The 24,920-nt window shown below is 68.5% G+C and carries 25 protein-coding genes and 1 tRNA gene; 23 read left to right on the top strand and 3 right to left on the bottom strand.

The window, feature by feature from the left end:
• The first annotated feature begins 9 nt into the window (after positions 1-9).
• From cmk to QME70_01640, 17 genes are all read left to right on the top strand, one after another.
• Positions 10-726 carry a (d)CMP kinase gene (gene cmk, locus QME70_01720; GenBank protein MDI6893328.1) on the top strand — a complete coding sequence of 239 codons (717 nt, stop codon included), beginning with the start codon at positions 10-12 and terminating at the stop codon, positions 724-726.
• Positions 711-1,349, top strand: a complete 639-nt coding sequence (locus tag QME70_01715) for a lysophospholipid acyltransferase family protein (GenBank protein ID MDI6893327.1) — start codon at positions 711-713, stop codon at positions 1,347-1,349. Before cmk ends, QME70_01715 begins: the two co-directional genes overlap by 16 nt.
• Complete coding sequence (locus QME70_01710) at positions 1,330-3,726, top strand: bifunctional 4-hydroxy-3-methylbut-2-enyl diphosphate reductase/30S ribosomal protein S1 (GenBank protein ID MDI6893326.1); 2,397 nt, start codon at positions 1,330-1,332, stop codon at positions 3,724-3,726. The genes QME70_01715 and QME70_01710 overlap by 20 nt, the downstream gene beginning before the upstream one ends.
• A gap of 124 nt (positions 3,727-3,850) precedes the next feature.
• Positions 3,851-4,537, top strand: coding sequence for a DUF1614 domain-containing protein (locus QME70_01705; GenBank protein ID MDI6893325.1), 687 nt, complete (start codon positions 3,851-3,853; stop codon positions 4,535-4,537).
• Positions 4,534-5,724: a stage II sporulation protein P gene (locus tag QME70_01700; protein MDI6893324.1), complete on the top strand. Its 1,191-nt coding sequence runs from the start codon at positions 4,534-4,536 to the stop codon at positions 5,722-5,724. The genes QME70_01705 and QME70_01700 overlap by 4 nt, the downstream gene beginning before the upstream one ends.
• Complete coding sequence (locus tag QME70_01695; protein MDI6893323.1) at positions 5,711-6,415, top strand: DUF3189 family protein; 705 nt, start codon at positions 5,711-5,713, stop codon at positions 6,413-6,415. Before QME70_01700 ends, QME70_01695 begins: the two co-directional genes overlap by 14 nt.
• A 164-nt stretch (positions 6,416-6,579) precedes the next feature.
• The gene (locus QME70_01690; GenBank protein MDI6893322.1) at positions 6,580-7,599 is read left to right on the top strand and encodes a hypothetical protein; all 1,020 of its coding nucleotides are present in this window, start codon (positions 6,580-6,582) and stop codon (positions 7,597-7,599) included.
• A 116-nt stretch (positions 7,600-7,715) separates the two neighbouring features.
• Positions 7,716-9,152: a DUF512 domain-containing protein gene (locus QME70_01685; GenBank protein MDI6893321.1), complete on the top strand. Its 1,437-nt coding sequence runs from the start codon at positions 7,716-7,718 to the stop codon at positions 9,150-9,152.
• Positions 9,149-10,480, top strand: coding sequence for a ribosome biogenesis GTPase Der (der, locus tag QME70_01680; GenBank protein ID MDI6893320.1), 1,332 nt, complete (start codon positions 9,149-9,151; stop codon positions 10,478-10,480). The genes QME70_01685 and der overlap by 4 nt, the downstream gene beginning before the upstream one ends.
• A 52-nt stretch (positions 10,481-10,532) precedes the next feature.
• Positions 10,533-12,011, top strand: a complete 1,479-nt coding sequence (gene spoIVA, locus QME70_01675; protein MDI6893319.1) for a stage IV sporulation protein A — start codon at positions 10,533-10,535, stop codon at positions 12,009-12,011.
• A 206-nt stretch (positions 12,012-12,217) separates the two neighbouring features.
• Entirely contained in the window at positions 12,218-12,490 is a 273-nt protein-coding gene (locus QME70_01670) for an HU family DNA-binding protein (protein MDI6893318.1), read from the top strand.
• Positions 12,491-12,683: 193 nt separating this feature from the next.
• Positions 12,684-12,760, top strand: a tRNA-Pro gene (locus QME70_01665).
• A gap of 47 nt (positions 12,761-12,807) precedes the next feature.
• Positions 12,808-13,638, top strand: coding sequence for a fumarylacetoacetate hydrolase family protein (locus tag QME70_01660; GenBank protein MDI6893317.1), 831 nt, complete (start codon positions 12,808-12,810; stop codon positions 13,636-13,638).
• A 94-nt stretch (positions 13,639-13,732) separates the two neighbouring features.
• Positions 13,733-14,116, top strand: a complete 384-nt coding sequence (speD, locus tag QME70_01655) for an adenosylmethionine decarboxylase (GenBank protein ID MDI6893316.1) — start codon at positions 13,733-13,735, stop codon at positions 14,114-14,116.
• Between the two features lie 167 nt (positions 14,117-14,283).
• Positions 14,284-15,342: a M42 family metallopeptidase gene (locus tag QME70_01650; protein MDI6893315.1), complete on the top strand. Its 1,059-nt coding sequence runs from the start codon at positions 14,284-14,286 to the stop codon at positions 15,340-15,342.
• A gap of 77 nt (positions 15,343-15,419) precedes the next feature.
• On the top strand, positions 15,420-15,875 hold the full coding sequence (gene ndk / locus QME70_01645) for a nucleoside-diphosphate kinase (GenBank protein MDI6893314.1): 456 nt from the start codon (positions 15,420-15,422) through the stop codon (positions 15,873-15,875).
• Positions 15,854-16,666 carry a DUF72 domain-containing protein gene (locus QME70_01640; protein MDI6893313.1) on the top strand — a complete coding sequence of 271 codons (813 nt, stop codon included), beginning with the start codon at positions 15,854-15,856 and terminating at the stop codon, positions 16,664-16,666. Before ndk ends, QME70_01640 begins: the two co-directional genes overlap by 22 nt.
• Positions 16,667-16,703: 37 nt before the next feature.
• Here the strand turns inward: QME70_01640 and QME70_01635 are convergent, their stop codons facing one another.
• Positions 16,704-17,903: a DUF401 family protein gene (locus QME70_01635; GenBank protein ID MDI6893312.1), complete on the bottom strand. Its 1,200-nt coding sequence runs from the start codon at positions 17,901-17,903 to the stop codon at positions 16,704-16,706.
• A gap of 161 nt (positions 17,904-18,064) precedes the next feature.
• On the opposite strand from QME70_01635, the gene QME70_01630 reads away from it, so the two are divergent.
• Positions 18,065-19,117 carry an aldo/keto reductase gene (locus QME70_01630; protein ID MDI6893311.1) on the top strand — a complete coding sequence of 351 codons (1,053 nt, stop codon included), beginning with the start codon at positions 18,065-18,067 and terminating at the stop codon, positions 19,115-19,117.
• Here the strand turns inward: QME70_01630 and QME70_01625 are convergent.
• A complete protein-coding gene (locus tag QME70_01625; GenBank protein ID MDI6893310.1) occupies positions 19,077-19,823 on the bottom strand; it encodes a 2-phosphosulfolactate phosphatase in 747 nt (248 codons plus the stop codon). The genes QME70_01630 and QME70_01625 overlap by 41 nt on opposite strands.
• Before the next feature lie 52 nt (positions 19,824-19,875).
• Here QME70_01625 and surE point away from each other — a divergent pair, with 52 nt between their 5' ends.
• From surE to QME70_01600, 5 genes are all read left to right on the top strand, one after another.
• Positions 19,876-20,697, top strand: coding sequence for a 5'/3'-nucleotidase SurE (gene surE / locus QME70_01620; protein MDI6893309.1), 822 nt, complete (start codon positions 19,876-19,878; stop codon positions 20,695-20,697).
• Positions 20,698-20,905: 208 nt separating this feature from the next.
• Positions 20,906-21,142, top strand: a complete 237-nt coding sequence (locus tag QME70_01615; GenBank protein MDI6893308.1) for an alpha/beta-type small acid-soluble spore protein — start codon at positions 20,906-20,908, stop codon at positions 21,140-21,142.
• Positions 21,143-21,237: 95 nt separating this feature from the next.
• Positions 21,238-21,633 (top strand): TIGR04086 family membrane protein, encoded by a 396-nt coding sequence (locus QME70_01610; protein ID MDI6893307.1) that lies wholly within the window; start codon positions 21,238-21,240, stop codon positions 21,631-21,633.
• Between the two features lie 64 nt (positions 21,634-21,697).
• Positions 21,698-22,825 carry a polysaccharide deacetylase family protein gene (locus tag QME70_01605; protein ID MDI6893306.1) on the top strand — a complete coding sequence of 376 codons (1,128 nt, stop codon included), beginning with the start codon at positions 21,698-21,700 and terminating at the stop codon, positions 22,823-22,825.
• Between the two features lie 283 nt (positions 22,826-23,108).
• Positions 23,109-23,501 carry a PaaI family thioesterase gene (locus tag QME70_01600; GenBank protein ID MDI6893305.1) on the top strand — a complete coding sequence of 131 codons (393 nt, stop codon included), beginning with the start codon at positions 23,109-23,111 and terminating at the stop codon, positions 23,499-23,501.
• A 336-nt stretch (positions 23,502-23,837) separates the two neighbouring features.
• Here the strand turns inward: QME70_01600 and dinB are convergent, their stop codons facing one another.
• A complete protein-coding gene (dinB, locus tag QME70_01595) occupies positions 23,838-24,788 on the bottom strand; it encodes a DNA polymerase IV (protein ID MDI6893304.1) in 951 nt (316 codons plus the stop codon).
• Positions 24,789-24,920 lie beyond the last annotated feature (132 nt).

Here is a 24,920-nt window from a genome sequence, read left to right as displayed (position 1 = left end):
CGGGGCTGTATGAAGAGCGAAAAAGGGAAAGAGCAGTTCATTGTCGAAAGGGAAGGCAAAACAAGCCGCCGGGTGCGGATTGTTGCCATCGATGGGCCGGCGGGGGCGGGAAAGAGCACGGTGGCGCAGCGGGTAGCGGCCAGGCTGGGATTGGTCTACATCGATACCGGGGGAATGTACCGGGCCCTCACCTTGAAGGCTTTGCGCGCAGGAGTGGACCTGGACGACGAGGGTGCCCTGGCACAGCTGGCCGCCGGCTCGTGCATTTCTGTGCAACCCGGCACAGGCCACGTACTCCTGGACGGGGAAGACGTCGCCTCCGTCATTCGCGGGCCTGCGGTCTCCGCGGCCGTCAGCCGGGTGGCACGATCGCGCGCGGTGCGGGATATCCTCACCCGGCGCATGCGGGATCTGGCCAGGGCTGGAGGAGCGGTCCTGGAGGGTCGCGACACAGGCAGCTGCGTTGTTCCCGATGCCGATCCAAAGGTTTTCCTTACGGCTTCCCTCGGGGAGCGGGCGAGGCGGAGGTGGCAGGAGCTCAGGGAGCTGGGGTACGCGGTGTCCCTGGAGGAGGTCCGGGAAAACCTGGCATCCCGGGACGAGGCCGACACCCGGCGGGGATTGGCTCCTCTGACGGTGGTGGAGGACGCAGTGGTGATCGATACCACCGGGCTGGGCATAGAAGACACAGTGGAGGCGGTGTTGCGGCTGTGTCAGGACGGGTAACCCTGGCCTACCGGCTGGCGCGGTATCTGGTCACGGCGGTCCTCAAGGTGCTGTTCTTCTGGAAGGTGGAGGGGCGGCAGCACATCCCTCCCCAGGGGCCGGTTCTGTTCTGCTGCAACCACCTGAGCGCATGGGATCCACCCGTGGTGGGATGTGCCGCCACCCGGCAGGTGTACTTCATGGCCAAGCGGGAGCTCTGGCGGATACCGGTGCTGCGCAGCGTCATCGCCGCCCTGGGCGCGTATCCGGTCGACCGCCAGCGGGCAGACCTCTCCACCGTGCGCAGGTCCCTGCAACTGCTGGAGCAGGGGCGGGCGGTGGGCGTGTTCCCTGAAGGGACCAGGAGCCGCACCGGCCAGCTGGGGCCCCTGCGCACCGGAGGAGCCAAGCTGGCGCTGCGCACGGGGGCAGCGGTGGTACCCATGGCCATCGTCGGTCCCTACCGGCTGTTTCAGCCGCTGCACGTCCGTATCGGAAAGCCCCTCTACCTCGGCCGGGATACCAATCCCACCAGGGAGAAGGTGAGGGCGGTCCGGGACGAGATGGCCCGGGCGATAGCCGGGTTGCTGGAAGGCTCTATTTCAAGCGAGGCAGGCAAGCGTCGTGAGGGTACTGCTGGCTAGGCACTTTGGCTTCTGTTTCGGGGTGGAAAGAGCGGTGCACATGGCCCGGGAGGCGGCGGGGAAAGGCCCGCTGGCCACTCTCGGGCCCCTTATCCATAACCGGCGGGTGGTCGCCGAGCTGGAGGCGGCCGGCGTCCGGTGCGTTTCGTCCCTCGACGATGCTCTGGAGACCGTGATCTTCCGCACCCACGGCGCGGGCCCCTCGTCATACGAGGAAGCTCAGTGCCGGGGGCTGAGAGTGCTGGATGCCACCTGCCCGTTCGTGAGGCGCGCCCGCGAGGAAGCGCAGCGCCTGGCCGACCAGGGCTACCAGGTGGTGGTGGTGGGTGACCCCTCCCATCCCGAGATCCGGGCCCTGGTGGAATGGCTGGGAGGGCAGGCCCGGGTGGTGCGCGACCTGGAAGAGGTCGACCATCTCAGTCCTGCCGGGCGGGTGGGGGTGGTGGCCCAGACCACTCTTCCCCGGGAGATGCTGGAGCAGGTTGCCGCTGCACTGGGGGAGCGGTGCGACGAGTTGAGGGTAGCCGACACCATCTGCACGGCCACCACCCAGCGCCAGCAGGCCACCCGGGAGGTGGCCCGGGAAGCCGATCTGGTCCTGGTGGTGGGCGACTGCAATAGCGCCAACACCCGGCGCCTGCTCGAGATCGCGCGCGCAGAGGGTTGCCCCGCTCGCCTGGTGGAAAGGGCGGAGGATCTCCAACCCCGGTGGCTGGAAGGGGTTGGCACGGTGGGCATCGTTGCTGGGGCTTCTACCCCGGAATGGGTCATAAAGGAGGTCGTGGCCAAGGTGCAGGAGCTAGGTGGGGAGGATCGCAGCGAGTTGGAGGGTCGCAGAGATCTGGAAGAGGCGTCGGAGGAGGCGGCTGCTCTGGATGCCGTGGTGACCGAGGCCGTGGTGGCACCCCAGGTGGCACCACCGGAGGAGGAGACCAGGGCCGCTGAGGCGGAGGCCCTTCCCGGGGAGGATCAGGCGCTCCCGGTGGAGGAGAGCGCCGTCCCCGCCGCGGACGAGGCACCGGTGGTGGAGGAGAGTGCCGTCCCCGCCGCGGACGAGGCACCGGTGGTGGAGGAGAGTGCCGTCCCCGCCGCGGACGAGGCACCGGTGGTGGAGGAGAGCGCCGTCCCCGCCGCGGACGAGGCACCGGTGGTGGAGGAGAGCGCCGTCCCCGCCGCGGACGAGGCACCGGTGGCAGAGAGCGGCGACGAGACCCCGGAGTCCGCAGTGCCGGAGTCGGACGTCAGCCTCCTGGAGCAGAGCCTCGGCCTCATACAGCCCGGGGACCTGGTACAGGGACGGGTGCTGGAGGTGACACCCCAGGGCGTGGTGGTGGACGTGGGATACAAGTCCGAGGGCGTGATTCCGCTGGGAGAGCTGGCCCGGCGGCGCTTCACTTCGCCCGACGAGATCGTACGCCCCGGGGACGAGATAACCGTGTACGTGCTCTCCGTCGACAACCAGGAGCAGATCCTGAAGCTCTCCAAGAAGCGGGCTGACGAGATCCTGGCCTGGGAGCAGCTCAAGCAGGTGCGCCAGGAAGGCCAGGTGGTCGAGGCCGAAGTAATCCAGGAAGTCAAGGGCGGCCTGGTGGTGGACGTGGGCTTGCGGGGCTTCGTTCCTGCCTCCCAGATCGAGCGGGGTTACGTGCAGGACCTGGGCAGGTACGCGGGGAAGAAGCTGCGCCTGAAAGTGATCGAGCTGGACAGGGGCAAGGGCCGCTGCATCCTTTCCCAGCGCGTGGTGCTCGAGGAGGAGCGCCGGTGCAGGCGGGAGGAAACCTGGTCCACCATTGCCGAAGGGCAGGTCAGGAGCGGCATCGTGAAGAGCATCACCGACTTCGGCGCCTTCATCGACGTGGGCGGGGTGGACGGGCTGCTGCACGTCTCCGAAATGTCGTGGGGACGGGTGAACCACCCTTCCGAGGTGCTCCGCGAGGGCCAGGAGGTCAACGTGATGGTGCTCCGTCTCGACCGCGAGAAGGGCAAGATCTCGCTCGGGCTCAAGCAGACGGTCCCCGATCCCTGGCAGACGGTGCAGGAGCGGTACCCGGTGGGGAACGTGGTGACGGGCCGGGTGACCAGGCTGGCCCCATTCGGAGCCTTCGTGGAACTGGAGCCCGGCGTGGAAGGGCTGGTGCACCTGTCCGAGCTGTCCAGCGACCGGGTGTCCCGGGCCGATGAAGTCCTCAACGTGGGCGAGGAGGTCAAGGTCAAGATCCTGCGGATGCGCCCGCACGACCGGCGCATAGGCCTGTCCCTGCGCCAGGTGCTCCAGGACCAGGAGCGGGCCGAGATCAAGCGCTTTCTCACCGCGGGAAACTCGGGTCCCCTCAGCACGGCCGTGAGCGAAGTGCTGAACAACAGAGAAAACCATTAGCCTGCCGTTTGGGCCGGTGCCAGGGTTGCCCCCGGAAACCAGAGCCGGGGGCTTCTCATTGCCGGCATAGCCCCTTTCCCGGCCGGGCAAGCTACCTTTGCCCAAGACCGGGGAGGGGTCGTACGTGCCCTGGGGATCTGTACTTTTGCTCGCGGTTGCGGTGCTGATCTACCTGGGGGCCGGTCACCGGGTGCTGGACCGCATGCGCCTGAGTGACCGCGCCGCCCTGGTCGTTCTGCTGGTGATGGCGGCAGGCAGCCTGGTCAATTTCCGCCTGGTACCACCTCCGCGGGAACTGGTGATCAACGTGGGCGGCGGCCTGGTTCCCCTCGGGATCAGCGTGTATCTCCTGGCCACCACCGACACCACCGGGGAGCGGGGGCGCGGCACCCTGGCAGCCCTGCTGGCAGGCGGTGCGGTGTATCTCCTGGGTCGGATACTCCCTCCCGAGGAGCAGACCATGTGGATCGATCCCGCCTACGTATTCGGTCCGGTGGCCGGCCTCATAGCCTACCTGGCCGGGCGGTCCCGGCGGGCGGCCTTTGCCGCCGGGGCAACCGGTACCATCCTGGCTGACCTGGGTCACTGGGTGGAGGGGTTTGCGCGCCCCTATCCCACCCGCACCTGGGTGGGAGGAGCAGGAGCCTTCGACGCCGTGGTGATCGCGGCCCTGCTGGCCGTCGCGCTGGCCGAGCTGGCCGGCGAGCTGCGGGAGAGGGTAGCCCCACGCCCCCCATCGGCCCCACCCTCCCCGGGGCCGGGCGACCGGTCCCCACCTGGTGGCGCGGGCGAGGAGGGGGAGCAACGATGAGGAGACCGGTACTCCTGATCTGCCTGGCCCTGCTCCTTGTGTGGGGGGTCGTGGACGCCCGCCCGGTCCGGGCCGAGGAAGAGCTGGCACCGCCCGCCTACATGACCGTGGTGGACGAAGGCGGGCAGCACCTCATGACCACGGGGTTGGTCTTGAGGCCCGGAGATGAGCTTTTGGCGGCCGACAACCGTCGCTACCGGGTGGTGCGGGTGATCAACCGGCGGGCGGTGGTCCGCCTGATCGGTGAGGAAGACCTGGGTGCGCTGCTCACCCCGGCCGATGAGGAGGCCGTCGCCAGGGCCCTCGGCACTTACCCGCCCGCCACCGGGCACCTCTCCTTCCCCCCGCGCCCGGGCAACTGGCGGGAGAAGCTGGGGACCTTTCTGGCCCGTGTTTCCGCCGGGCAACCCGTGCAGGCTCCCCAGAGGGTAGTCGGCATCTATCACACCCACAGTGACGAGTCTTATGAGCCTTCCCAGGGTGCGGCCAGCGTGGAGGGCAGGGGAGGCGTATTCGCGGTGGGGGCCAGCCTGGCCTCCCGTCTGAAGGAGAAGGGCATCACCCCCGTCCATGACATGTCCCTCTACTTGCCCCACGACGGCAGGGCCTACGAGCGCTCGCGGCGGGGAGCAGTGGCCCTGGCCGGCTCCCGTCCCCTGGCCATCTTCGACGTCCACCGCGACTCCGGCCCGGCCCAGGAATACCTGCGCGACATCGGCGGACAGCCCACCAGCCAGGTCATGATCGTGATTGGCCGGCAGAATCCCCAGACCTCCGCCAACAGCTCCTTCGCAGAGCGACTCAAAGCGGTGGCGGACAGGATGTATCCGGGGCTGGTACGGGGCATCCTCTATGTGAGCGGGAAGTTCAACCAGGATACCTATCCGCGCAACATCCTCATCGAGGTGGGGACGGAGAAGGTAACCCAGGAGCAGGCTCAGCGGGGGGCCAGCCTGCTCGGGGATGCGGTCCCCGTCGCCGCAGGCGCGGTCGGGCCGGCCGTGGGAGGGGGCGGAGAGGCGGCGGGTGCCCTGCGTGCCCTGTGGTGGATACTGGGGCTGGCCGGTGTGCTGGGCGGGGCGTACCTGTGGCTGAGCACGGGTAGCTGGGAAGAGGCCCGGCGTCGCCTGGAGCGCTGGCTGGGAGAAGTGACCTTGCGCGGTGGCCGGGGTAATGGCAGGAAATAGGAGGGTCGTGCTGCACCTGCGCCCCGGCCCGGCCGGTGACCTGGTTCCGCTGGGCGAGGACGGGCAGGGAAGGCCAGGTTTCATTCTGCGGGTAGGTCGGCACCTGCCCCTGGCAGCGCGGGTGGTTTCCGCCTGGGCCCACATTCTGGCGCCCGGCCGGGTGGAGGTTCTTCTCCCCGGAAACCGGCCGGCTCCTCCCCCTCCCCCCGGGGTGGAGGCGGTGGCCGACGGCACCCGTTGCGTCGTGTACCACTGCTTCGGTGGGGCCCACACTTCCGTGGTGGCGGGCGCCATTCACCTGGGCAAGCTTCCGGAACGGCCTTCCTGGCGAGACGTGGCCAGCCTTCCCCTCTTCGACCACACCCCGACCTGGGAACGGGGGTGGCCCCTCTACCTGGGCACTGACGACCGCGGGCGCCGGGTTTACGCCATGGGCAGGGGCCGGGACTCCCGGGGAACGGACCTGGTGCTGGGTGCCCTCCTCCGCGTTCTGGGCCTGGACGGACGGGTGGCCAACCACGACACCCTGGCCTGCGCGGGACCGCTCACCAAGCTGGGCGGCTATACGTCGCGGCGGCTGGGCCTGGTGCGGCCGGGGCGCACCCTGGCCGCCCTGGGCATAACCAGGGATATCCCCCGGCTGCTGCGGGTGGTGGAGCAGGCCCGCGGGTCCCCTGGCGGAACCGGGTAGCCCCCCGGTCGTACGCCATACGAATGCTGCCAGCGAAGGCAGATCTTCCCGCCGGGGTGCGCGTGTGCTATGATGCGCTTAGGCACGACCAAAGCGACATCTCCTGACGGTCGATGACCGGTTGCTGCCGGGCGGCGTAGCCTGGTAAGGGGGGGCGGGTGGCGATGGGTCCGGCGGGGATGGTCCTCGGGGTTTTCGCCTTCATTCTCCTGGTGTTACTGGTGATGTGGGTGGTTCCCGGGTGGCCCCGCCGGGTGGCCCGGGTGCTCACCCTGGTAGGGCTCTGTGGGACCCTGCTGGTCGTGCTCCTCCTGGGTGAGTTGGCGCTGGTGATCGACCGCACCGCGCTGAGCGCCACCTTCCACACCGGTGCCTTCGAGAAGGCGAACCTGCCGTCGCTGCTACCGGGCGCTGTCGCCGACGCCCTCATCGGGCAGGCGGCCGGCCAGGCCGCCAACGACGCCAAGCAGAGGGAGCTGTCCCGCCTGGTGCATGAGGGCCTGGCTTACGCACTGCCCGCCGACTGGACGAAGAGCCAGGTGGAAGCGCTGGTCAATCAAGTGTTTGCCTACTTGCGGGCCAGGACGGACACGCTCGGCCTGTCCCTCGACCTGCGCGAGCCCAAGCAACGGGCGTTGCAGTTCCTGGCTGCCGCCCGGGCCGAGCCGCGTCTGGTCGCGGGGTTCAAGGAGTTCGTGCGGAAAGTGCCCGACGAGCTGACCGGGACCTCCACGCCGCAGTTGGCCCAGCTTGAGCACACCCTCGGGCAGGTGCGCCCGGTCGTGCGGGCCGTGTCCCTGGCAGTTCCGGCGGCCGGGGTGCTGGCCGTGCTCCTGGCCCTGATGGTGTGGCTGGCTTGTGGACGTTCCCGGGTGAGCGCCTCCTGGGTGGGTTGCGTGTTCCTGCTGGCCGGCGTGACCGTGGCAGGAATCGGTGTGGTGGCGGAGCCGTGGCTGCTGCAACGTTGCGCAGCCGTGCAGATGCCGCCGGCGTTCGCCGGACTTCCGGCCCGGGCCTGGCTGGAGACGATGGCGTCCGGGGTGCTGGCGTTCCAGCGCCTGGTGGGCGTGGCCACGCTGGCCACCGGGGTGGTGCTGCTCGTCCTGTGGGCGCTGAAACTCCGGCGGCCCACGGTGGCTCCCCTTGCTCGCGGCGAACCCCCGGTTCCCCAGCAACCAGCATGACGCCACCGCAGGTGTACCCCACCCGCTCCCGCAGCGCAGGCATGAGCCGCCGCAGGTGGCCCGTGACGGGCGGTGACGGTTGACTGCGGCCGGGCCTGGGCTATAATGCCGGTGGAGTGCACAGCGCAGTATCGATCGAGCGGGTGGGATACGGCGGTACGGGCTGGCGCCTGGGGATACGTCCAGGCGACCGCTTGCTCGCGGTCAACGGCAGGTCCCCGTGCGACTGGCTGGATTTCCGCTTCGAGGTGGCGGGACCCAGGGTCACCCTGGACCTGTGGCGGGAGGGGGCGGGGCCGTACCGGATCGAAACCGACAAGGCCTGGGACGACGACCTGGGGCTGCGTTTCGCGCATCCCCTCTTTGACGGGGTGCGCAGGTGCCAGAACTGCTGCCTCTTCTGCTTCCTGGATCAACTGCCGCCCGGGTTGCGGCCCACCTTGTACGTGCGCGAGGACGACTACCGCCTGTCCTTCCTGAACGGTAACTACGTCACCCTGACCAATGTGGGCGCCGCCGACGTAGAACGCATCGTAAGGCAGCGGCTCAGCCCCCTGCGGGTTTCCATCCATGCCAGCGACCCCGCGCTCAGGCGAAGGCTGCTCGGCTGCCCGCCGCCCGGGGAAATCCTGCCCCTGCTGAGACGATTGGTGGGGGCAGGGATCACCTTCCACGGCCAGGCGGTGCTCTGTCCCGGGTACAACGACGGCGATGTGCTGGAGGCCACCTGGCGGGACCTCGAGCCCCTGGTACCGGGGCTCGCCTCCCTGGCGGTGGTGCCCGTGGGCCTGACGCGCTACCACCGCCGTGGGCTGGTGCCCCTGGACGCGGGGGGCGCGGCGGCCCTGGTGGCGTGGGCGGAGCCACACCAGGCCCGCATGCGGCGCCGGTGGGGCCGGGCGGTGCTCTACCTGGCGGACGAGGTGTACCTGCGGGCCGCACTGCCCCTTCCCCCGGCTTCCAGCTATGACGATTTTCCCCAGTGGGAAAGCGGGGTGGGGATGGTGGCCGGTTTCCTCCGGGGTTGGGCCCGGCAGCGGCCTCACCTTCCCCGCAGGCACCCCCGCGGCCGCTTCCGGGTGACCATCGCCACCGGCCGGGCAGCAGCACCCCTGCTACGCCCGGTGGCGGAAGACCTGGGCAGCGTGGGCGGGCTGGAAGTGCAGGTGGTGGCAGTGCCCTCGCCGTTTTGGGGCGAGGGAGTGGACGTGGCCGGGCTGCTCACCGGTACTGACCTGGAGGCGGCGCTGGTCCCACGCCAGGGAACGCTGGGCGACGTGGTGCTGGTGCCCGGCGTGGCCGTGGACAGCAGGGGCCGTTTCCTGGATGACCGCTGCGTAAGTGACCTGGCTGGCAGCCTGGGGGTGCCCGTATGGGCGGTGCCGCCCGGCCCGGCCGCCCTGAGGCGGACCGCCCTGGGGTTCGCCCCGGCGCGGGGGGCGCGGGCGGCAGCGGAGGTGGCGGCGCGCGACTGCCGCGCGGGCGGCTCCGCGCGCGGGGCGGAGCCGTGGGAAGGGGTCGCGGTCGGGCGGGCGGAGGTGGGGGAGGGGTGAGCAGGCCCTTGGTGGCCCTGGTGGGGCGGCCCAACGTGGGCAAGTCGGCCCTGTTCAACCGCATCATCGGGCAACGGCGCTCCATCGTGGAAGAAACCCCGGGCGTGACCCGCGATCCCGTGTACGCCGAGGCCGACTGGGCGGGACGGGAAATGGTGCTGGTGGACACGGGGGGCATGGCCGAGGGGGGCATCGACCTGGCCCGGGAGGTCAGGGAGCAGGCCGAGGCGGCAGTGGCCGCAGCCGACCTGGTGATCCTGGTGGTGGATGTAACCGAGGGGCTGCACCCCCTGGACGAGGAAGTGGCCGATTTCCTGCGCCGGGCAGGCAAGGCCGTGCTGGTGGCGGCCGGCAAGGCCGACAACGCCGCCCGGGCCGGCGCCGCGGCGGAGTTCCACCGCCTGGGGCTGGGCGATCCCCTGCCCGTCTCCGCCCTGCATGGTCGCGGGGTGGGTGACCTGCTGGACCGGGTGGTGTCTCTGCTCCCTGTCCCCGCCGGCGAACCGCCGGCGGGGACAGATCAGGCCGTGCGGGTAGCGGTGGTGGGGCGTCCCAACGCAGGTAAGTCTTCCCTGGTCAATGCCCTGCTTGGGGAAAAGCGCCTCATCGTCTCCGAGGTGCCGGGTACTACCCGGGACACGGTGGATTGCCTCCTCCGCCGGGGAGAGCGGGCCTACGTTCTGGTCGATACCGCCGGGGTGCGGCGGCCCGATCGGGTAGGCCGCACCCTGGAGCGCTACGCCGTCATGCGCGCCCTGCGCGCCATCGACCGCGCTCATGTGGCCATCCTGGTCATAGACGCCACTCTGGGCGTGGTGCAGCAGGACCAGCGCCTGGCCGGATACATCCACGAGAGCGGCAGGGCTCTGGTGGTGGCCCTCAACAAGTGGGATCTCGTTGCCGGCCCCGAGAGCCCCGAGGTGATGGCCCGGGCTGCGGCCCGGCTATCTTTCGTCGCCTACGCCCCCCTCTGGGCCGTTTCCGCCCGGACCGGGCGGGGCCTGACCCGGCTGCTCGGGGCGGTGGACCGGGTGGCGGCCGCCTACCGGCGTGAGGTGGCTGCCAGCGCTCTGGCACGGTTTCTGGCCGACGCCGTGGCCCGCACGCCTCCTCCGGGTGGGGTGCGAATCCCTTCGCTCAAGCAGGTGGCCAGTGCACCCCCCACCTTCGTGGTGACGGCCAGCGACCCCGATGCCGTTCCTGCTTCGTATCGACGATACCTGGAAACCAGGTTGCGCGAAGCCTTTGAGTGGGAAGGTGCTCCCCTGCGCATGATCTGGCGTCCGGCCGGGGTAGGGATGTCTACCCGGACTGGCAGACGCATATAGTGGAGGAGAAAGGCGCCAGCCTGCCATCATGTGCCGGGGAGGAAAAAGGGCCATGGAGAAGTTTGATATTCTGCGGGATATGGCCGAGCGCACGGGGGGAGAGATCTACATCGGCGGGGTGGGCCCGGTGCGGACGGGGAAATCCACCTTCATCCGGCGGTTCATGGAACTCCTGGTGCTGCCCCACATCCAGGATCTCCACGAGCGCGAGCGAGCGGTGGATGCCCTTCCCCAGGCAGGCGCCGGCCGCCTGGTAATGACCACGGAACCCAAGTTCATCCCCGACGAGGCTGTGCAGGTAACCCTGCGGGACAACGTCACCATGGAGGTACGCATGGTGGACTGCCCCGGTTACCCCATCCCGGGAGCCCTGGGGTACGAGGAAGATGGGCTTCCCCGCATGGTGCAAACCCCCTGGGTGGAAGAGCCCATCCCCTTCCCGGAGGCGGCCGAACTGGGTACCCGCAAGGTGGTGACCGAGCATTCCACCCTGGCCCTGGTCATAACCAGCGACGGTTCGATCGTGGACCTGCCCCGACCGGCCTACGCCGGGCCGGAGGCGCGACTGGTGGCTGAACTGAAGGAGCTGGGCAAGCCTTTCCTGGTGGTCCTCAACTCCACCTGCCCTGACGACCCGGCCACCCGGGAGCTGGCGGGGGAACTGGAGGCCGAGTACGACGTGGCGGTTGTGCCTGTGAATGCGGCCACCATGGACCTGGACGACGTCTACCTGATCATGGAGCAGGCGCTCTACGAGTTCCCGGTCACCGAAGTCAATGTGAGGCTGCCCCAGTGGGTGGAAGAACTGGGCCGCGAGCACTGGCTGCACCGCCAGTTTGCCCAGAAGGTGGAGGAGGTTATCCCCGGGGTCAGGCGCGTGCGGGACGTGGACCCCTCCATCGCCCGGCTGCGGGAAGCCGACTTTGTGGCAGATGTAACGCTGGAAGCCCTGGAGCTGGGCAGCGGCAGGGCGGCCGTTGCCATAGCCGCCCGGGAAGAGGTGTTCTACCGCGTGCTGGGCGAGATGTCTGGATACGCCCTGGAGGGCAAGCACGACCTCATCCGGGCTATCAAGGAGCTGGCTCACGCCAGGCGCGAGTACGACAAGGTGGCGGAGGGACTGCAGGAACTGTGGCAGACCGGCTACGGCGTGGTGTCCCCCCGCTTCGAAGACATGAAGTTCGACGAGCCCCAGCTCATCCGCCAGGGAAACCGCTTCGGAGTCAGGTTGCGGGCGAGTGCCCCGTCCGTCCACCTCATCAGGGCGGACGTGACCACCGAGATCACCCCGGTGATCGGCACGGAGAAGCAATCAGAGGAGCTCCTGCGCAGCCTCCTCGTCCAGTTCGAGGACGAACCCCACAAGATCTGGCAGGCCCACCTGTTCGGCAAATCCCTGGAGCAACTGGTTCGGGAGGGGATGCAGAGCAAGCTGTACCGCATGCCCGAACACGCCCAGGCCAAGCTCCAGGAGACCCTCACGCGTATCGTGAACGAGGGGACGGGCGGCCTGATCTGCATAATCCTGTAGGAAGACCAATCATCCCCGGCGCCAAGGGGCCGATGAGGGGCCGGCACCGCGAGGTCGGTGCCGGCCCGCCTCGTGCCGGGAGCGGGGCGCCGCCTGCCGTCTGGGAAGCCGGGCCGTGCTCGGAGGCCGGGTACAAAGGAAAACGGCTCTCTCCGTCGAATAAGATACGCGTCGGGCACGGCAACCGGTGGAAAGGAGGTGCTGCAGTGACCAAGGCCGATCTGGTTGACAGGGTGGCCGAGAGAACCGGCTTCACCAAGAAGGACTCCGCTCGTTTCGTGGAGGCCCTGTTCGATGCTATGACCGAGGGTCTGGCGGCCGGTAACAAGATTTCCCTGGTGGGTTTTGGCAGCTTTTCGGTGCGCAGGCGCGCCGCTCGCAAAGGGCGCAACCCGCAGACGGGCACGGAGATCAAGATCGGGGCCCGCAAGGTGCCCGTGTTCCGGCCCGGCAAGGCCCTGAAGGAAGCGGTACGTTGATGCCGGGGACCATTCTCCGCGCCCGGGAAGAGGCACATACTTCGCATCAGACGGGGGCGATTGCCAATCGTCCCCGTCTGGTCACTCTCCATCGTCGTCGCCCGCCGTCATCCTCCATCGGGTGAGGTCGCCCATTCGCGCGCTTGGCCGGGTTGCGTTCCCGGCGGCAATCTCTTATAATCAGGATGAAGGTCGGGCCGTAGCGCAGCTTGGTAGCGCACTACCTTGGGGTGGTAGGGGTCCCGGGTTCAAATCCCGGCGGTCCGACCACCATTATTTTCGAGCCCCTCTTTGCCATGCAACAGGAGGCAAAAGACGTGTCAGAGCACGCAGGGGTCCGGCTGGTGCGGGTGAGAACGGCAGCGGGGGTCTTTTACGGCGTCATGGATGATGGTCGCGTCTACCTGGTGGGGAGCAGGTGGCCGTGGGATCGACCCGAGTGGGCAGCGTTCTTGCGGGGCAATGGCGAACGCCCGCACGGGTTCCCGTACATAGGCGGGAAGGAGGCGGAGTTGCTCTGCCCGGTGGAACCGGGCAAGGTGGTGGCCGTGGGGTTGAACTACCGGGATCACGCCCGCGAGGTCGGTGCCCCGCTCCCCGAAGAACCGGTGCTATTCCTCAAGCCGGCGAGCGCGGTAGTCGGGCCGGGCGACGCAATCGTGCTTCCCCCCGTGTCGAGCAGAGTGGACTACGAGGCGGAGCTGGCGGTGGTGATGGGGCGGCGGGTGAAGCACGTCCCGGTACGCCAGGCCCTCGATTACGTGCTCGGGTATACCTGTGGCAACGATGTCACCGCCCGCGACCTGCAGCAGAAGGACGGGCAGTGGACGCGTTCCAAGTCTTTCGATACCTTTTGCCCTCTCGGCCCCGCGGTGGCCCCGGGGCTCGACCCCTCCGCCCTGGAAGTAATCTGCCGCGTCAACGGCAGGGTGTGCCAGCAGGGGAACACGCGGGATCTGATCTTCTCGGTGGCCGAGCTGATCTCGTTCATCTCCGACGTGATGACGCTGGAGCCGGGCGATGTGGTGCTCACCGGCACTCCGGCGGGGATCGGGCCTCTCGGGCCCGGGGACGTGGCGGAGGTGGAAGTCGAGGGGGTAGGGGTACTCGCCAACCCGGTAAACATTGCAGTTGACACCCCCTCTTAGTCTGCTAAAATCATCGTGGAACTGGCTGCCGGGCCGCTCCCCCGGGGGCCGTTCCCCTATTAGGGCAGTGTGCCGAAAGGGGGCTGGGAATGAGATGCAAGCCCTGGGCCGTCACGTGCTGGCGGAAGTCTACGGTTGTGATCCGAACGTCCTCAATGACGTCGGAGCCGTAGAACGTATCCTGGTTCGGGCGGCTCAAGAAGCCGGTGCGGAGGTACGGGAAACGGCGTTCCACAAGTTCAGTCCACAGGGAGTTTCCGGGGTGGTGGTGATCTCCGAGTCCCACCTGGCCGTGCATACCTGGCCGGAGCTGGCGTATGCGGCGCTGGATATATTCACCTGTGGCGAACGCGTAGACCCCTGGCTGGCCTGCGACCTGATCGTGGCCCACTTCCGGGCCTCTCACATGACCGCCACCGAGAGCAAGCGCGGGATACTCCTCGCCCAGCAGCCGGTGGCCATGGCGGTGGGGTCGTGAAGGGAGCAGGGGCATCAAAAGGAGGACGGTGAAATCTTGCGCCCTAGACGTAAGCGCAAAGGGAGCAAGGATCCACACACTGGTGGCCCTACGGCGCGCGGGGCGGCGGTGCCGTAGGGCTGCTGTCAGGTGGGGTTGCTGTTACATAGGGCAGGAGGGGTGTGGCCATGCAGGATCTGTTGCGGGACCTGACCAGCGCCACCGGTTTGCCCGGATTCGAACACGAAGTGCGGGCAGTGCTCAGGAGCTACCTGGCGGACGAGGTGATCGAACAGGATCGGCTGGGTAGCCTCATCGCGCGCCGCGAGGGGAAGGCGGGCGGTCCCCGGGTGATGCTGGCCGGGCACATGGATGAAGTGGGCTTCATGGTTACCCACATCACCGACAAGGGGTTCCTGCGCTTTCAGACCCTGGGAGGATGGTGGGAGCACGTGATGCTGGCGCAGCGGGTGCTGGTGAAGGGAAGGGACGGAGATATCCCCGGAATCATCGGCGCCAAGCCGCCTCACCTCCTGAGCCCCGACGACCGCAAGAAGATGGTGGAGAAGAAGGACATGTTCATCGACGTGGGGGCATCCTCACGGGAAGAGGCCACCAGGATGGGCATCCGGCCGGGCGACCCCGTGGTGCCCGATGCGCCCTTCCAGGTGATGAAGAACGGTCACTACCTCATGGCCAAGGCCTGGGACGACCGGGTGGGGTGCGCCATGTTCGTGGAAGTCCTGCGCCGCCTCCGGGAGCGGGATCACCCCAACACCGTGTATGGGGTGGGGACGGTGCAGGAGGAGGTAGGCCTGCGGGGTGCAACCACCAGTGCCCACCTGGTGAACCCGGACGTGGCCTTCGCCCTGGAAGTAGACATCCCGGGTGACACCCCTGGTATCGCCGAGCACGAGGCCCAATCCAAACTGGGAGGCGGGCCCAGCATGATTCTGTATGACGCTTCCATGGTGCCCAGCTTCCGCCTGCGCGACCTGGTCATGGAGACGGCTCAAAAAGAGGGCATCCCCTGGCAGGTGAACGCCATGCCGGGCGGAGGGACCGATGCCGGCCGCATCCACATCAACGCCGCCGGCGTTCCCAGCCTGGTGATCGGCGTCCCCTGCCGCTACATACACAGTCACACCGGCATCATCGACCAGGCAGATTTCGAACAGGCGGTGGAATTGCTGGTGGCCGTAATCGGGCGGCTGGACGCGGCCACGGTGGCATCGCTGGTCAGGTAGGGAGATCCGGGCCCGTGGGCGGGGGCCGGGTACCCACGTGAAGCGGCCTCCCCGCCCAATTGGGGGAGGGAAACGGGTTGGAGCGCACGCTGGTTCTGGTCAAGCCCGACGGAGTGCACCGGGGGCTGGTGGGTGAGGTGATATCGCGGCTGGAGAAGAAGGGACTGCGCCTGGTGGGCGTCAAGATGATGCGGGTCAGCCGCGACCTGGCCGAGCGCCATTACGAGGTGCATCGCGGCAAGCCTTTCTTCCCCGGACTCATCGAGTTCATCACCTCCGGCCCGGTGGTGGCCATGGTCTGGGAGGGCCCCGAGGCGGTCACCGTGGTGCGCAACCTCATGGGTGCCACCGACGCCCGCAAGGCGGCCCCGGGCACCATCCGGGGGGACTTCGGCCTGGACGTGGGGCACAACCTGGTGCACGGGTCGGATGCGGTGGAAACCGCCACCCGCGAGGTGGACCTGTTCTTCTCCCCGCACGAGTTGCTGTCCTGGGGAAAGGTCGATGAGCCGTGGGCCTGGCCGGGGGACTGATTCTGGTAGGGACATCGGGTTTCTCCTACGAGGACTGGCGGGGGCCCTTCTACCCGGCGGATCTCTCCGCCCGCGATATGCTGATCTATTACAGCCAGCGCTTCCCGGTGGTAGAACTCGACTTCACGTACTACCGCATGCCTTCGCCCCGCACCATGGCCGGGATAGAGCGCAAGACACCCCCGGGGTTCACGTTCTGCGTAAAAGCCTACCGTGAGATGACCCACGAGCGTCCCCAGGAGGGGGAGGAATTGCGTTCCCTCTGTCGCCAGTTTGCCTCAGCCCTGGAGCCCATGAGCGCTGCGGGTAAGCTGGGCTGCGTCCTGGTGCAGTTCCCGTGGAGCTTCGGCCCCGCCCCGGAGAACCGGGCGCTGGTGGAAAGCCTGCCCGAACTGCTAGCCGGCTTCCCCCTGGTGGTGGAGTTCCGGAACAGCCAGTGGATCTCCGACGACACCCGCCAGGCCCTGGCGCGGGCGGGGCTGGGGTTCTGCGCCGTGGACGAACCGCGTCTGAAGGGGCTGATGCCTCCCCTGACCTGGGTCACCTCGCCCCTGGCCTACGTGCGTTTCCACGGCCGCAACGCCCGGAAGTGGTGGAAGCACGAGCACCCCTGGGAGCGCTACGATTACCTCTACTCGGAGGAAGAGCTCAGGTCCTGGGTTCCCCGCATCCGGCAGATGGCAGGGCAGGCCGAGCGCACATACGTCCTGTTCAACAACTGCCACGCCGGCCAGGCGGCAAAGAACGCCTCCGTGATGCAGCTCCTGCTCACGGGAGATCTGCCGGCCTGAGCTCCGGGACAGACCAGCGGGGAACCCCCGGTGGCCTTCAGGACCTGGTGAAGAAGAACAGCAGCAAGACGCCGAGCGCGTTCACCATCACCGCCGGTAACAGGTGGCGGTATGTCCGGCCCAGGCTGACATCGAAGTAGCGGTTGGTGAGAACCAGGCACATGTGCAGCGGCGAAACCAGGTAGGCCTGGTACGTCAGCCCGAATATGAGGCAGGCGTATGCCCCCAGGTCGTGACCGCCCGGTACCAGGGGAAGCAGGGCGGGCATGGCGATGCCCAGTCCGGCCACCGGGTTGGCGGTGAGAAAACCCGCCAGGGCCGAGGTCACCATGATGGCGGGGAGGACCGAGCCCGAACTGGCGGACGCGATGACGCCCCCCAGCCCGGGAGCCTCCCTCACCAGGGCGGCAAACACCATGATGATCTCCGTGGCCAGCGGCATCTCCCAGTCAACGCTGGCCCGCACCAGCTTCCATGCGAAACTGTGCCGCTGACGGGCTACCAGCCCGGCCAGGAGTACCCCGGCTGCCAGGGCCAGGGGAAGCCGCACCCCGGCTGCCAGGAACAGGGCGACGCTGACGAGGATGGGCGAGGCAGTGATGAGGAACTCCCGGGCCTCGCCGCGCCAGGCTCCGTACGGGGTCTGCCCTGCGGCACGTCCGCTGAGGAAAAGTAGGGTTGCCGTGAGCACGGCCAGTATGGCCAGGGGCCACTGGCGCCCGATGATGGAAGACACGGTGACGCCCGAGAGGTGCGCGGCCAGGATAAGAGGAGGGCTGAAGGGGAACACGAAGAACCAGGCATGGCGCAGCAGGATGTTGGCGGCGGCCTTGCGGGGCCGGGAAAGGCCCAGGGTATCGCCCAGTCCGTCAACCATGGGGGCCGACATGCCCGCTCCCCCCGGCACGGGCAGGCATCCCAGGATGCCGGGCACGAGGGTGAAGGCCAGACGGTCGCTGCGCAGCGTCCCGGCCAGGGACCGGCTCATGGGTGCCAGGAGGCCAAAGTTCCGGAGCAGTCCTGCCAGCAGGGTGATGAGGCCGACGGTGACCACCAGCTCCAGGGTGGCGGGGTCGACCGCCGCCCGCCCGGCTACCGCCAGGGCTGTCCCCGGGCGGGCCTCCGACCAGAGGAGGAGGACCGAGGTGGCAGACGCCATGGTGATCGAGATACGAACACGGAGGGCAGCCAGGACGATGATGACGAGGAAAGCAGCAGCCAGCTCGACGGTTTCCAAAGGCGGATTCCCTCTTTCCGCTAGCTAATTCGCAGGGCGAAGAAAAGTTCCTGCTCAGGGAGCCCGGGAGGGTGGTTCGGGTCGCACCGGCCCCGTCGCCCTAACGGTGCCGGACGCCGCACCGGCCCGGCCGGGGTCCGATCACGGCGGGGGGAGCGAAGGTGCAGCAGCGCAGGCTGGGCAAGACGGGCTTGTGGGTTTCGGTGATCGGCTTCGGTGGCATCCCCATCATCACCGCCCCGGACGACGAGGCAGAAAGGGTGGTGAAGCGCGCCTTCGAGCTGGGGGTTACGCTCTACGACACCGCCCGGGCCTACGGGCGGGCGGATCTGCCCGTCTCCGCCAGCGAGGACAAGATCGGACCTGCCCTGCGAGCGGTACGTGACCGGGTGGTGCTCTGCACCAAGACCCAGGCCACCGACGCGGCCAGGTCGCGGGAGCACCTGGAGGAAAGCCTGCGCCGCCTGGCCACCGATTACCTGGACGTGTGGATGTTCCACGCGGTGGATCGGATGAGCACCTGGGAGACCATCAGGGGCCCCGGGGGAGCCCTGGAGACCCTTTGCCGGGCGCAGGAGGAGGGAAAGGTGCGCTATGCGGGCATTAGCGGCCACCGGCCGGACCTGCTCCTCCAGATCCTGAAGCAGCACCGGTTCGACGTGGTGATGGTCCCCGTCAACATCGTGGACCGGCACATATACGGGGCGGAAGAGACGTTGCTGCCACATTGCTCCGAGCACGACATCGGGGTGCTGGCCATGAAACCCCTGGCGGGGGGTGCCCTCAAAGATCACGCCCGGCTGGCGATCCGCTACTGCCTCGGGCAGGCCGTCAGCTCTGCCGTGCCGGGGATGGGTACCCTGGCCGAGGTGGAGACGGATGTGGAGCCGGGGTACAATCCCAGGCCCCTGAGTTCCGACGAAGAAGAGTTCCTGTGGCGAAAGGGCCGGGAGTTGGGACTGGACTTCTGCCGCCAGTGCGGGTACTGCCTGCCCTGCACGGTGGGCATCAGCATCCCCACAGTCTTCCGGTTGGATGGCTGCTTCGTGCGCTACGGGCAGGAGGAATGGGCCCGCGAGCAATACGCCGGGCTGGCGCCTCAGGCGGATACCTGCGCGCAATGCGGAGACTGCGAGACCCGCTGCCCCTATCAGCTTCCCATCCGGGACAAGCTCAGGATCGCCCACGGACGCCTGGCCACCGTGCTCTCGTGACCACGCCCCCCACATAGCGGGGCACCACGGGGCTGCAGTCTCTTTCCAGGCAAAAGGAGACGTCCTGGTGGTATCCCAGCTCGAGCAGGTTGCGCCCGGCCGGCACCTCTGTGAAGAAGCTGTGCCAGTCGGTGAGGGAGGTCGCCAGGTCAGCCGCCTCCCGGGCCCGGGGCAGGAGTTCCCCTCCCCGTGCCGCCAGCCTGGTGGCCAGCAGCCCCGCCACCGCCATATCCTCAGGTGCCACCGCACCTTCCCGGCCCGAGCACGCCAGGAGCACGCGGGCGGGCCGGCGCTCAAGGAGATAGTCCACCACGCCCCCGGCGTTCCGCAGGCAGGCACACAGGGTCACGTGGGAGGCGCGGCAGCGGCGCAGGGCGCGGGTGCCGTTGGTGGTGGTGAAGAACACCAGGCGACCGCCCACCCGCTCCGGCGCGTAAGCCTGGGGCGAGTTGCCGAGATCGAAACCCGGGATGGGCCGGCATCCCCGCTCGCCCCCGAGCAGGGGCACCCGGCCGTCCCGCACCCAGGCGGCGGCCAGGGCTCTGGCCTCCTCGGGTTCAAGGGCGGGAACGATGGCGCGACATCCCGCCTCCAGGGCCTGGGTGATGGTGGTGGTGGCGCGCAACACGTCTATGACCACGGCCCAGGAGTCACGGACCAGGTCCGGCTCGATGTCCTGGGCGCGCAAGGCGACGTCAATCTGCACCTTGTCTCGCCTCCCCGGAGCAGTATATCATAGCGTGGCGAGGTGCTCACCGGTGCTGATCTTGCTCACCAACGACGACGGTATATTTGCCCCGGGCCTGCGGGCCCTGCGGGAGGCCTGGGAGCAACAGGAGGACTGCGAGGTATACGTGGTAGCTCCGGCCGAAGAGCGGTCGGCGTCCGGTCATGCCATCACCCTCTTCCGCCCCCTGATGGTGGAAGAGGTCGTCTTCCCGGGCAGCCTGGTGAAGGGGTGGTCGGTGGGCGGGACGCCGGCCGATGCGGTGAAGCTGGCGGTGGGGGCGGTCCTGCCCCGCCCTCCCGACCTGGTCATCTCCGGGGTGAACCGGGGTCCCAACCTGGGGTCCGATGTGTTTTATTCCGGCACGGTATCGGCGGCCATAGAGGGGACCATCCTGGGGATACCGTCCCTGGCCGTATCCCTGGCCGCATACGAAGATGGCGATTACGGCCTGGCGGCGCGGTTCTCCCGGTACCTGGCGCGGGAAGCCCTGCGCCGGGGGTGGCCGGCCGGCGTCCTCCTCAACGTGAACGTGCCTCCCCTCGAGCCTTACGAAATCGCGGGAGTGGCTGTCACTCGCCTGGGCGTGCGGCATTACCGCAACATCTTCGATCGGCGGGTGGACCCCCGCGGGCGCGTGTATTACTGGCTCACGGGGGAAGCCGTGGACGGCGAGGAGCCGGAGGACTCGGACGTGATGGCCCTGCGCCAGAACCTGATCTCGGTAACTCCCGTCCACCTGGACCTCACCCACCACGACATGGTAAAAACCATGCGGGCGTGGGATCTGAGTGGCACCCTGGACCGCTGCCTGCGAGGGCAGGCGGGCCGGGACACTGAGCCGGCCGGCTGAAGCGGGGACCTATGGTGGACGGCCTGCTGGGCGGCCCCACTGCAAAGGTAAGCGGGGATGTAAGGCCGCTGAACGGGAAGGCTGAGGCCCGACCATGCAAGCCGCGCAAACTTGTCTCAAAACTGGGGAAAGCTGTTTACATAACCGTAAGCGGCGCGCAAAAGCTAATAATGCCGCCGGCGCCGGAGGGGCGGAAAGGAGGGCGCCCATGCCACGGAGGCGTCGCATCGTGCTCCCCGAGGCGCGGCGCGGGCTGGATCGGCTGAAGTACGAGGTTGCCCAAGACCTCGGTCTGACTGACGATGTGGAGCGGCGCGGGTGGGGCGACATGACCACCCGCGAGGTGGGCCATATCGGAGGCCAGATGGTGCGCCGCATGGTGCGCTTCGCCGAGCAAGACCTGGCCCGCGAGCGGGGACAGGACGACCAACGGCAGGGCGGCTGACCCCGCGGGGGGAGCCCGGGCTCCCCCCAATCGTTTTCCAATGGCATAGGGGCGGCCTGCCGGGCATATAGCATACCGGGCCGGGGGGTGAAAGGATGCGCCCGGTAAGGTCGCTGAGGGAGGAAGAGACGGGCTGGGCCCTGGGCGGCGTGGTACGGGGGGCGGTAGTGGGGCTGCTGGTGACTGTGCTCCTCCTTTGCCTGCTGGCCATCGTCATGCTCTGGGTGGACATCGACGACCGTCCCGCCCGCGTGATCATGGACGTGTTGGGCGGAGTCGGGGCTCTGGTGGCCGGTTTCGTGGCGGGGCAGCGGGCCCGGGCGCGGGGTCTCGTCCACGGTGCCATCGCCGGGCTCCTGTTCACACTCGTGGCACTCATCATCGGCGTCCTCTTCTTCGGAGCAACTTTCGCCCTGTGGCCCTGGCTTATCAGACTCGCGGTCGGTGTTGTCCTCGGGGCTCTGGGGGGCATCGTGGGCGTCAACTTCTGATCGTCCCGCACCGGCATAATGGGACGGCGGCGGGGAGAAGCTACCCCGGGATTGGGGGGTAGCCATGACTCGCTTTTGCCTCGTTTGCGCGCTGCTCGTGGCGCTGCTCGAGCTTGTTGCGTTGAGCCCGGCCCACGCCACACCTCAATCTAGCGCCTATGTAAGGGAATACCAGTCCCTCCTCAAGCAGACCGGCTACTACCGCGGGGCCCTCGATGGCATCCGCGGGCCGGCCACGGAATCGGCCATCTTGCGTTTCCAGAAGGAGCACGGTCTGGCGGCGGACGGGGTGGTGGGCCCGACCACCATGGCCGCCCTGCGACGGGCGGCGGCGACCTATGTGGTGCGCAAAGGGGACACGCTGAACGAGATCGCTGCCAGCTACGGCGTGACTGTGAAGTGGCTGTGCCAGGTCAACGGCATCAGGGACCCCGACCTGATTCGCCCGGGGCAGAAGCTCGTGGTGCGGGATCTGGGCACCGGCGCCCAACAGGGCCGGTCCACGCCCGAGCCGGCGGACTCGCCATCTCAACCGGTATCGGATGCGCCCCAACCTGAGGAAGGCCCGGCCTGGGAGACGTTCCTGCCGGGCACATCCTCCCCGGAGTCACCACGGTCCGGCCTGCTGGGGGCCCGAGTCGCCCTCACCTTCGACGATGCTCCCCATGCCGGCACCGGGGCCATCCTGGAGGTGCTCGCCAGGCATGGGGTGAGGGCAACCTTCTTTTTGATCGGGGAAAGGATAGCCCAGAACCGCGACCAGGTTCTGAGGATGGTCGCAGCAGGCCACGAGCTGGGCAACCACTCGTATTGCCATCGCATCCTGGTGGGCCACGACCCGGCCGACGTGGAGAAGGACCTCTCCGCCGCCCAGGCCGCCGTCGCCTCGGTCGCGGGACGAAAGCCTCTGCTTTTCCGCCCCCCTGGTGGAGCCTTGGATCGGGCGGTCGCGGCCGCCGCTGCCCGCCAGGGCCTCACCACCGTTCTCTGGCACAACGTGGGAGCCACCGACGACTGCCCCCTTCCTGCAGAGGAACTGGCCCGTCGCATTGCCGTGCGCTGCTACGACGGGTACATTGTGATGCTTCACGCTGACCGGCCGGGCACCGCCGCCTTGGTGGACAACCTGGTGCGTTTGCTCACCGCCGCGGGCGCCCGTCTCGTCACCCTCTCCGAACTGGGCGTTCCCTGAACTTCGTGCGGCCGGCCCGTCCCAGCGGCGCGACCGAGGGCAGGGGAGAGGAGGCACCCGCTACTGACCGCCGCCCTCCTGCCCGTATCCCCAGCCCACCTTGACGGCCCGGCAGGCTGGTCGCCGCCGCCGACGGTGGAAAGGAGTAACCGGGTGCCCCGGAGAACTGGACCGGGGCACCCGCGTTGCGGTCCATCGGCGCCGCTGACTGCGCTTCGGCGGGCAGCGGTCGTGCCCAACGAGTGCCACTTCAGGTGCCCAGTTCCGACCGGGAGGCGAGCAGGTGCTCATCCGTGAGTATCCATTGTGCTTTGGCTGCGGCAGAGAGAATCCCATCGGCCTGGCCCTGCGGTTCACCTGCGAAGATGGAGTGGCGCGCGCTTCTTTCTCGCCCCGGGCCGAGCACCAGGGCTACCCGGGCATGGTGCACGGCGGCCTGGTGTGCACCCTGCTGGACGAGGCCATGGCCTATGCCTTGCACGCCATCGGGTGCGAGGGTCACACGGCCCGCCTGGAGGTGCGGTTCCGGGCCTCCGTCCCACTGCACCGGCCCCTGAGCGTGGAGGCGCGCGCCGGGCGCCGCAAGGGGAGGATGGTGGAGGTCACAGCCCGGCTGCTGGGGGCACAGGGACAGGAACTGGCCACCGCCACCGGCCGCTACATAACCACCCCGTAGCATCGATTCGCCCGTGCGCTCGGACCAGGTGGCCGGTGGCGACAATCCCCGCCGGCACAGGGCGAGGTCCCTCAATCCTCCAGCAGTTGCAAGGGTCTTGGATCTGGGGGGAAGGCCGCACCGGGATCGAGGGGTTACAGCACGCCGGAGTGCTGCGGGTCCCTGGTGGTTTCTTCTGGCACGCCCAGTTCCTACTCCTCCCGGGTCGTCCCGTAGGCGCCGACGTCCGACGAGCCCGGCGGTCGGCCGCTGACCTTTGAGCGGGGTGAGACGACAGGCGACGCCTGGTGGGCCTGAGCCAGAGGTTGCAGGCGCCGGGCGCGGAAGACCACCGGTTTACCGAAAATACAGGGCAGCATCGCTGTCCGTGGCCTGCCGCAGCGTGGTGGCCCGGGTGATGGTGCGGAAATCGGGGAAGCGCAACTTGATGCCGATGGTGCGGGCCCGGAGACCGGCCGTGCGCAGGCGGTGACCCAGTTCCTCGGCCATTTCCATGAGGGCGGAGAGGACCTGCTCGGGGTCGCCCACGTCGGTGGCGAAGGTCATCTCCTCGGAAAGGGAGCGGGCCTGATGCTCCGTCAGCACAGGCCGATCATCCCGGCCGTGGGCGTACTGGTAGATGGTGCGACCGGCGGACCCCAGGAGGGTTTCCATGAGCTGGGAAGAGGCGGCCGCCACGTCCCCCACGGTGCGGAGGCCTGCCCGCACCAGCCTTTCTTCCGCTTTGGGACCCACCCCGGGCAGGGTTCCCACCGGCAGAGGCCAGAGGACGGTGGCCACCTGATCCGGCCAGAGCAGCCGGATCCCGTCCGGTTTGGCCAACTGGCAGGCTATCTTGGCCAGCACCTTGTTGCAGGAGACCCCAACGGATAGGGGAAGGTCGAGCTCCCTGCGCACGAGAGCACGGATCTGCTCGGCAATGCCCGCACCCTGGCCCGCGGGGACGGCCAGGTACGCCTCGTCGATGGACACCGCTTCCAGGTCGGGGGTGAAGCGGTCGAAGATGGAGAAGACGCGGTCGGACGCCTCGCGGTATCGGGCCATGCGCACGGGCAGCACGATGGCCTGAGGGCACAGGTCGAGAGCCCGTCGCATGGGCATGGCGGAGCGCACTCCGTATGCGCGGGCCTCATAGGAGCAGGCGGCCACCACCCCCCGCCTGGAGGCATCGCCCCCGACGACGACCGGCTTGCCCCGCAGCTCGGGGTGGTCCCGCTGCTCCACGGACGCGAAGAAGGCATCCAGGTCGCACAGCAGGATGTCGTTCCCCGGCCTGTCCCCCGGCAACCTCACCACCACCGCGGTGCTCGCCCACCCCGGCACCAGACCCGCGGGCGGGCCCGTGAGACCATTATAAACCAGGGAACGCCGAGGGCCCACCATGGAGGTACCGGCCCACGCGGCAAGCGCGAGTTGATC

Source organism: Bacillota bacterium (assembly GCA_030019365.1).
Lineage (GTDB): Bacteria > Bacillota > Sulfobacillia > JACIYH01 > JACIYH01 > JACIYH01.
The sequence above is the reverse complement of the archived record's forward strand: the minus strand, read 5'-3'. Positions and strand labels throughout refer to the sequence as shown.

What these genes read in the sequence shown, in the direction of transcription:
- QME70_01605 (MDI6893306.1), top strand. Translation starts at nt 21,698, where the DNA reads ATGACTCGCTTTTGCCTCGTTTGCGCGCTGCTCGTGGCGCTGCTCGAG.
- cmk (MDI6893328.1), top strand. Translation starts at nt 10, where the DNA reads ATGAAGAGCGAAAAAGGGAAAGAGCAGTTCATTGTCGAAAGGGAAGGC.
- QME70_01690 (MDI6893322.1), top strand. Translation starts at nt 6,580, where the DNA reads ATGGGTCCGGCGGGGATGGTCCTCGGGGTTTTCGCCTTCATTCTCCTG.
- QME70_01695 (MDI6893323.1), top strand. Translation starts at nt 5,711, where the DNA reads ATGGCAGGAAATAGGAGGGTCGTGCTGCACCTGCGCCCCGGCCCGGCC.
- QME70_01615 (MDI6893308.1), top strand. Translation starts at nt 20,906, where the DNA reads ATGCCACGGAGGCGTCGCATCGTGCTCCCCGAGGCGCGGCGCGGGCTG.
- QME70_01650 (MDI6893315.1), top strand. Translation starts at nt 14,284, where the DNA reads ATGCAGGATCTGTTGCGGGACCTGACCAGCGCCACCGGTTTGCCCGGA.
- QME70_01610 (MDI6893307.1), top strand. Translation starts at nt 21,238, where the DNA reads ATGCGCCCGGTAAGGTCGCTGAGGGAGGAAGAGACGGGCTGGGCCCTG.
- speD (MDI6893316.1), top strand. Translation starts at nt 13,733, where the DNA reads ATGCAAGCCCTGGGCCGTCACGTGCTGGCGGAAGTCTACGGTTGTGAT.
- QME70_01700 (MDI6893324.1), top strand. Translation starts at nt 4,534, where the DNA reads ATGAGGAGACCGGTACTCCTGATCTGCCTGGCCCTGCTCCTTGTGTGG.
- spoIVA (MDI6893319.1), top strand. Translation starts at nt 10,533, where the DNA reads ATGGAGAAGTTTGATATTCTGCGGGATATGGCCGAGCGCACGGGGGGA.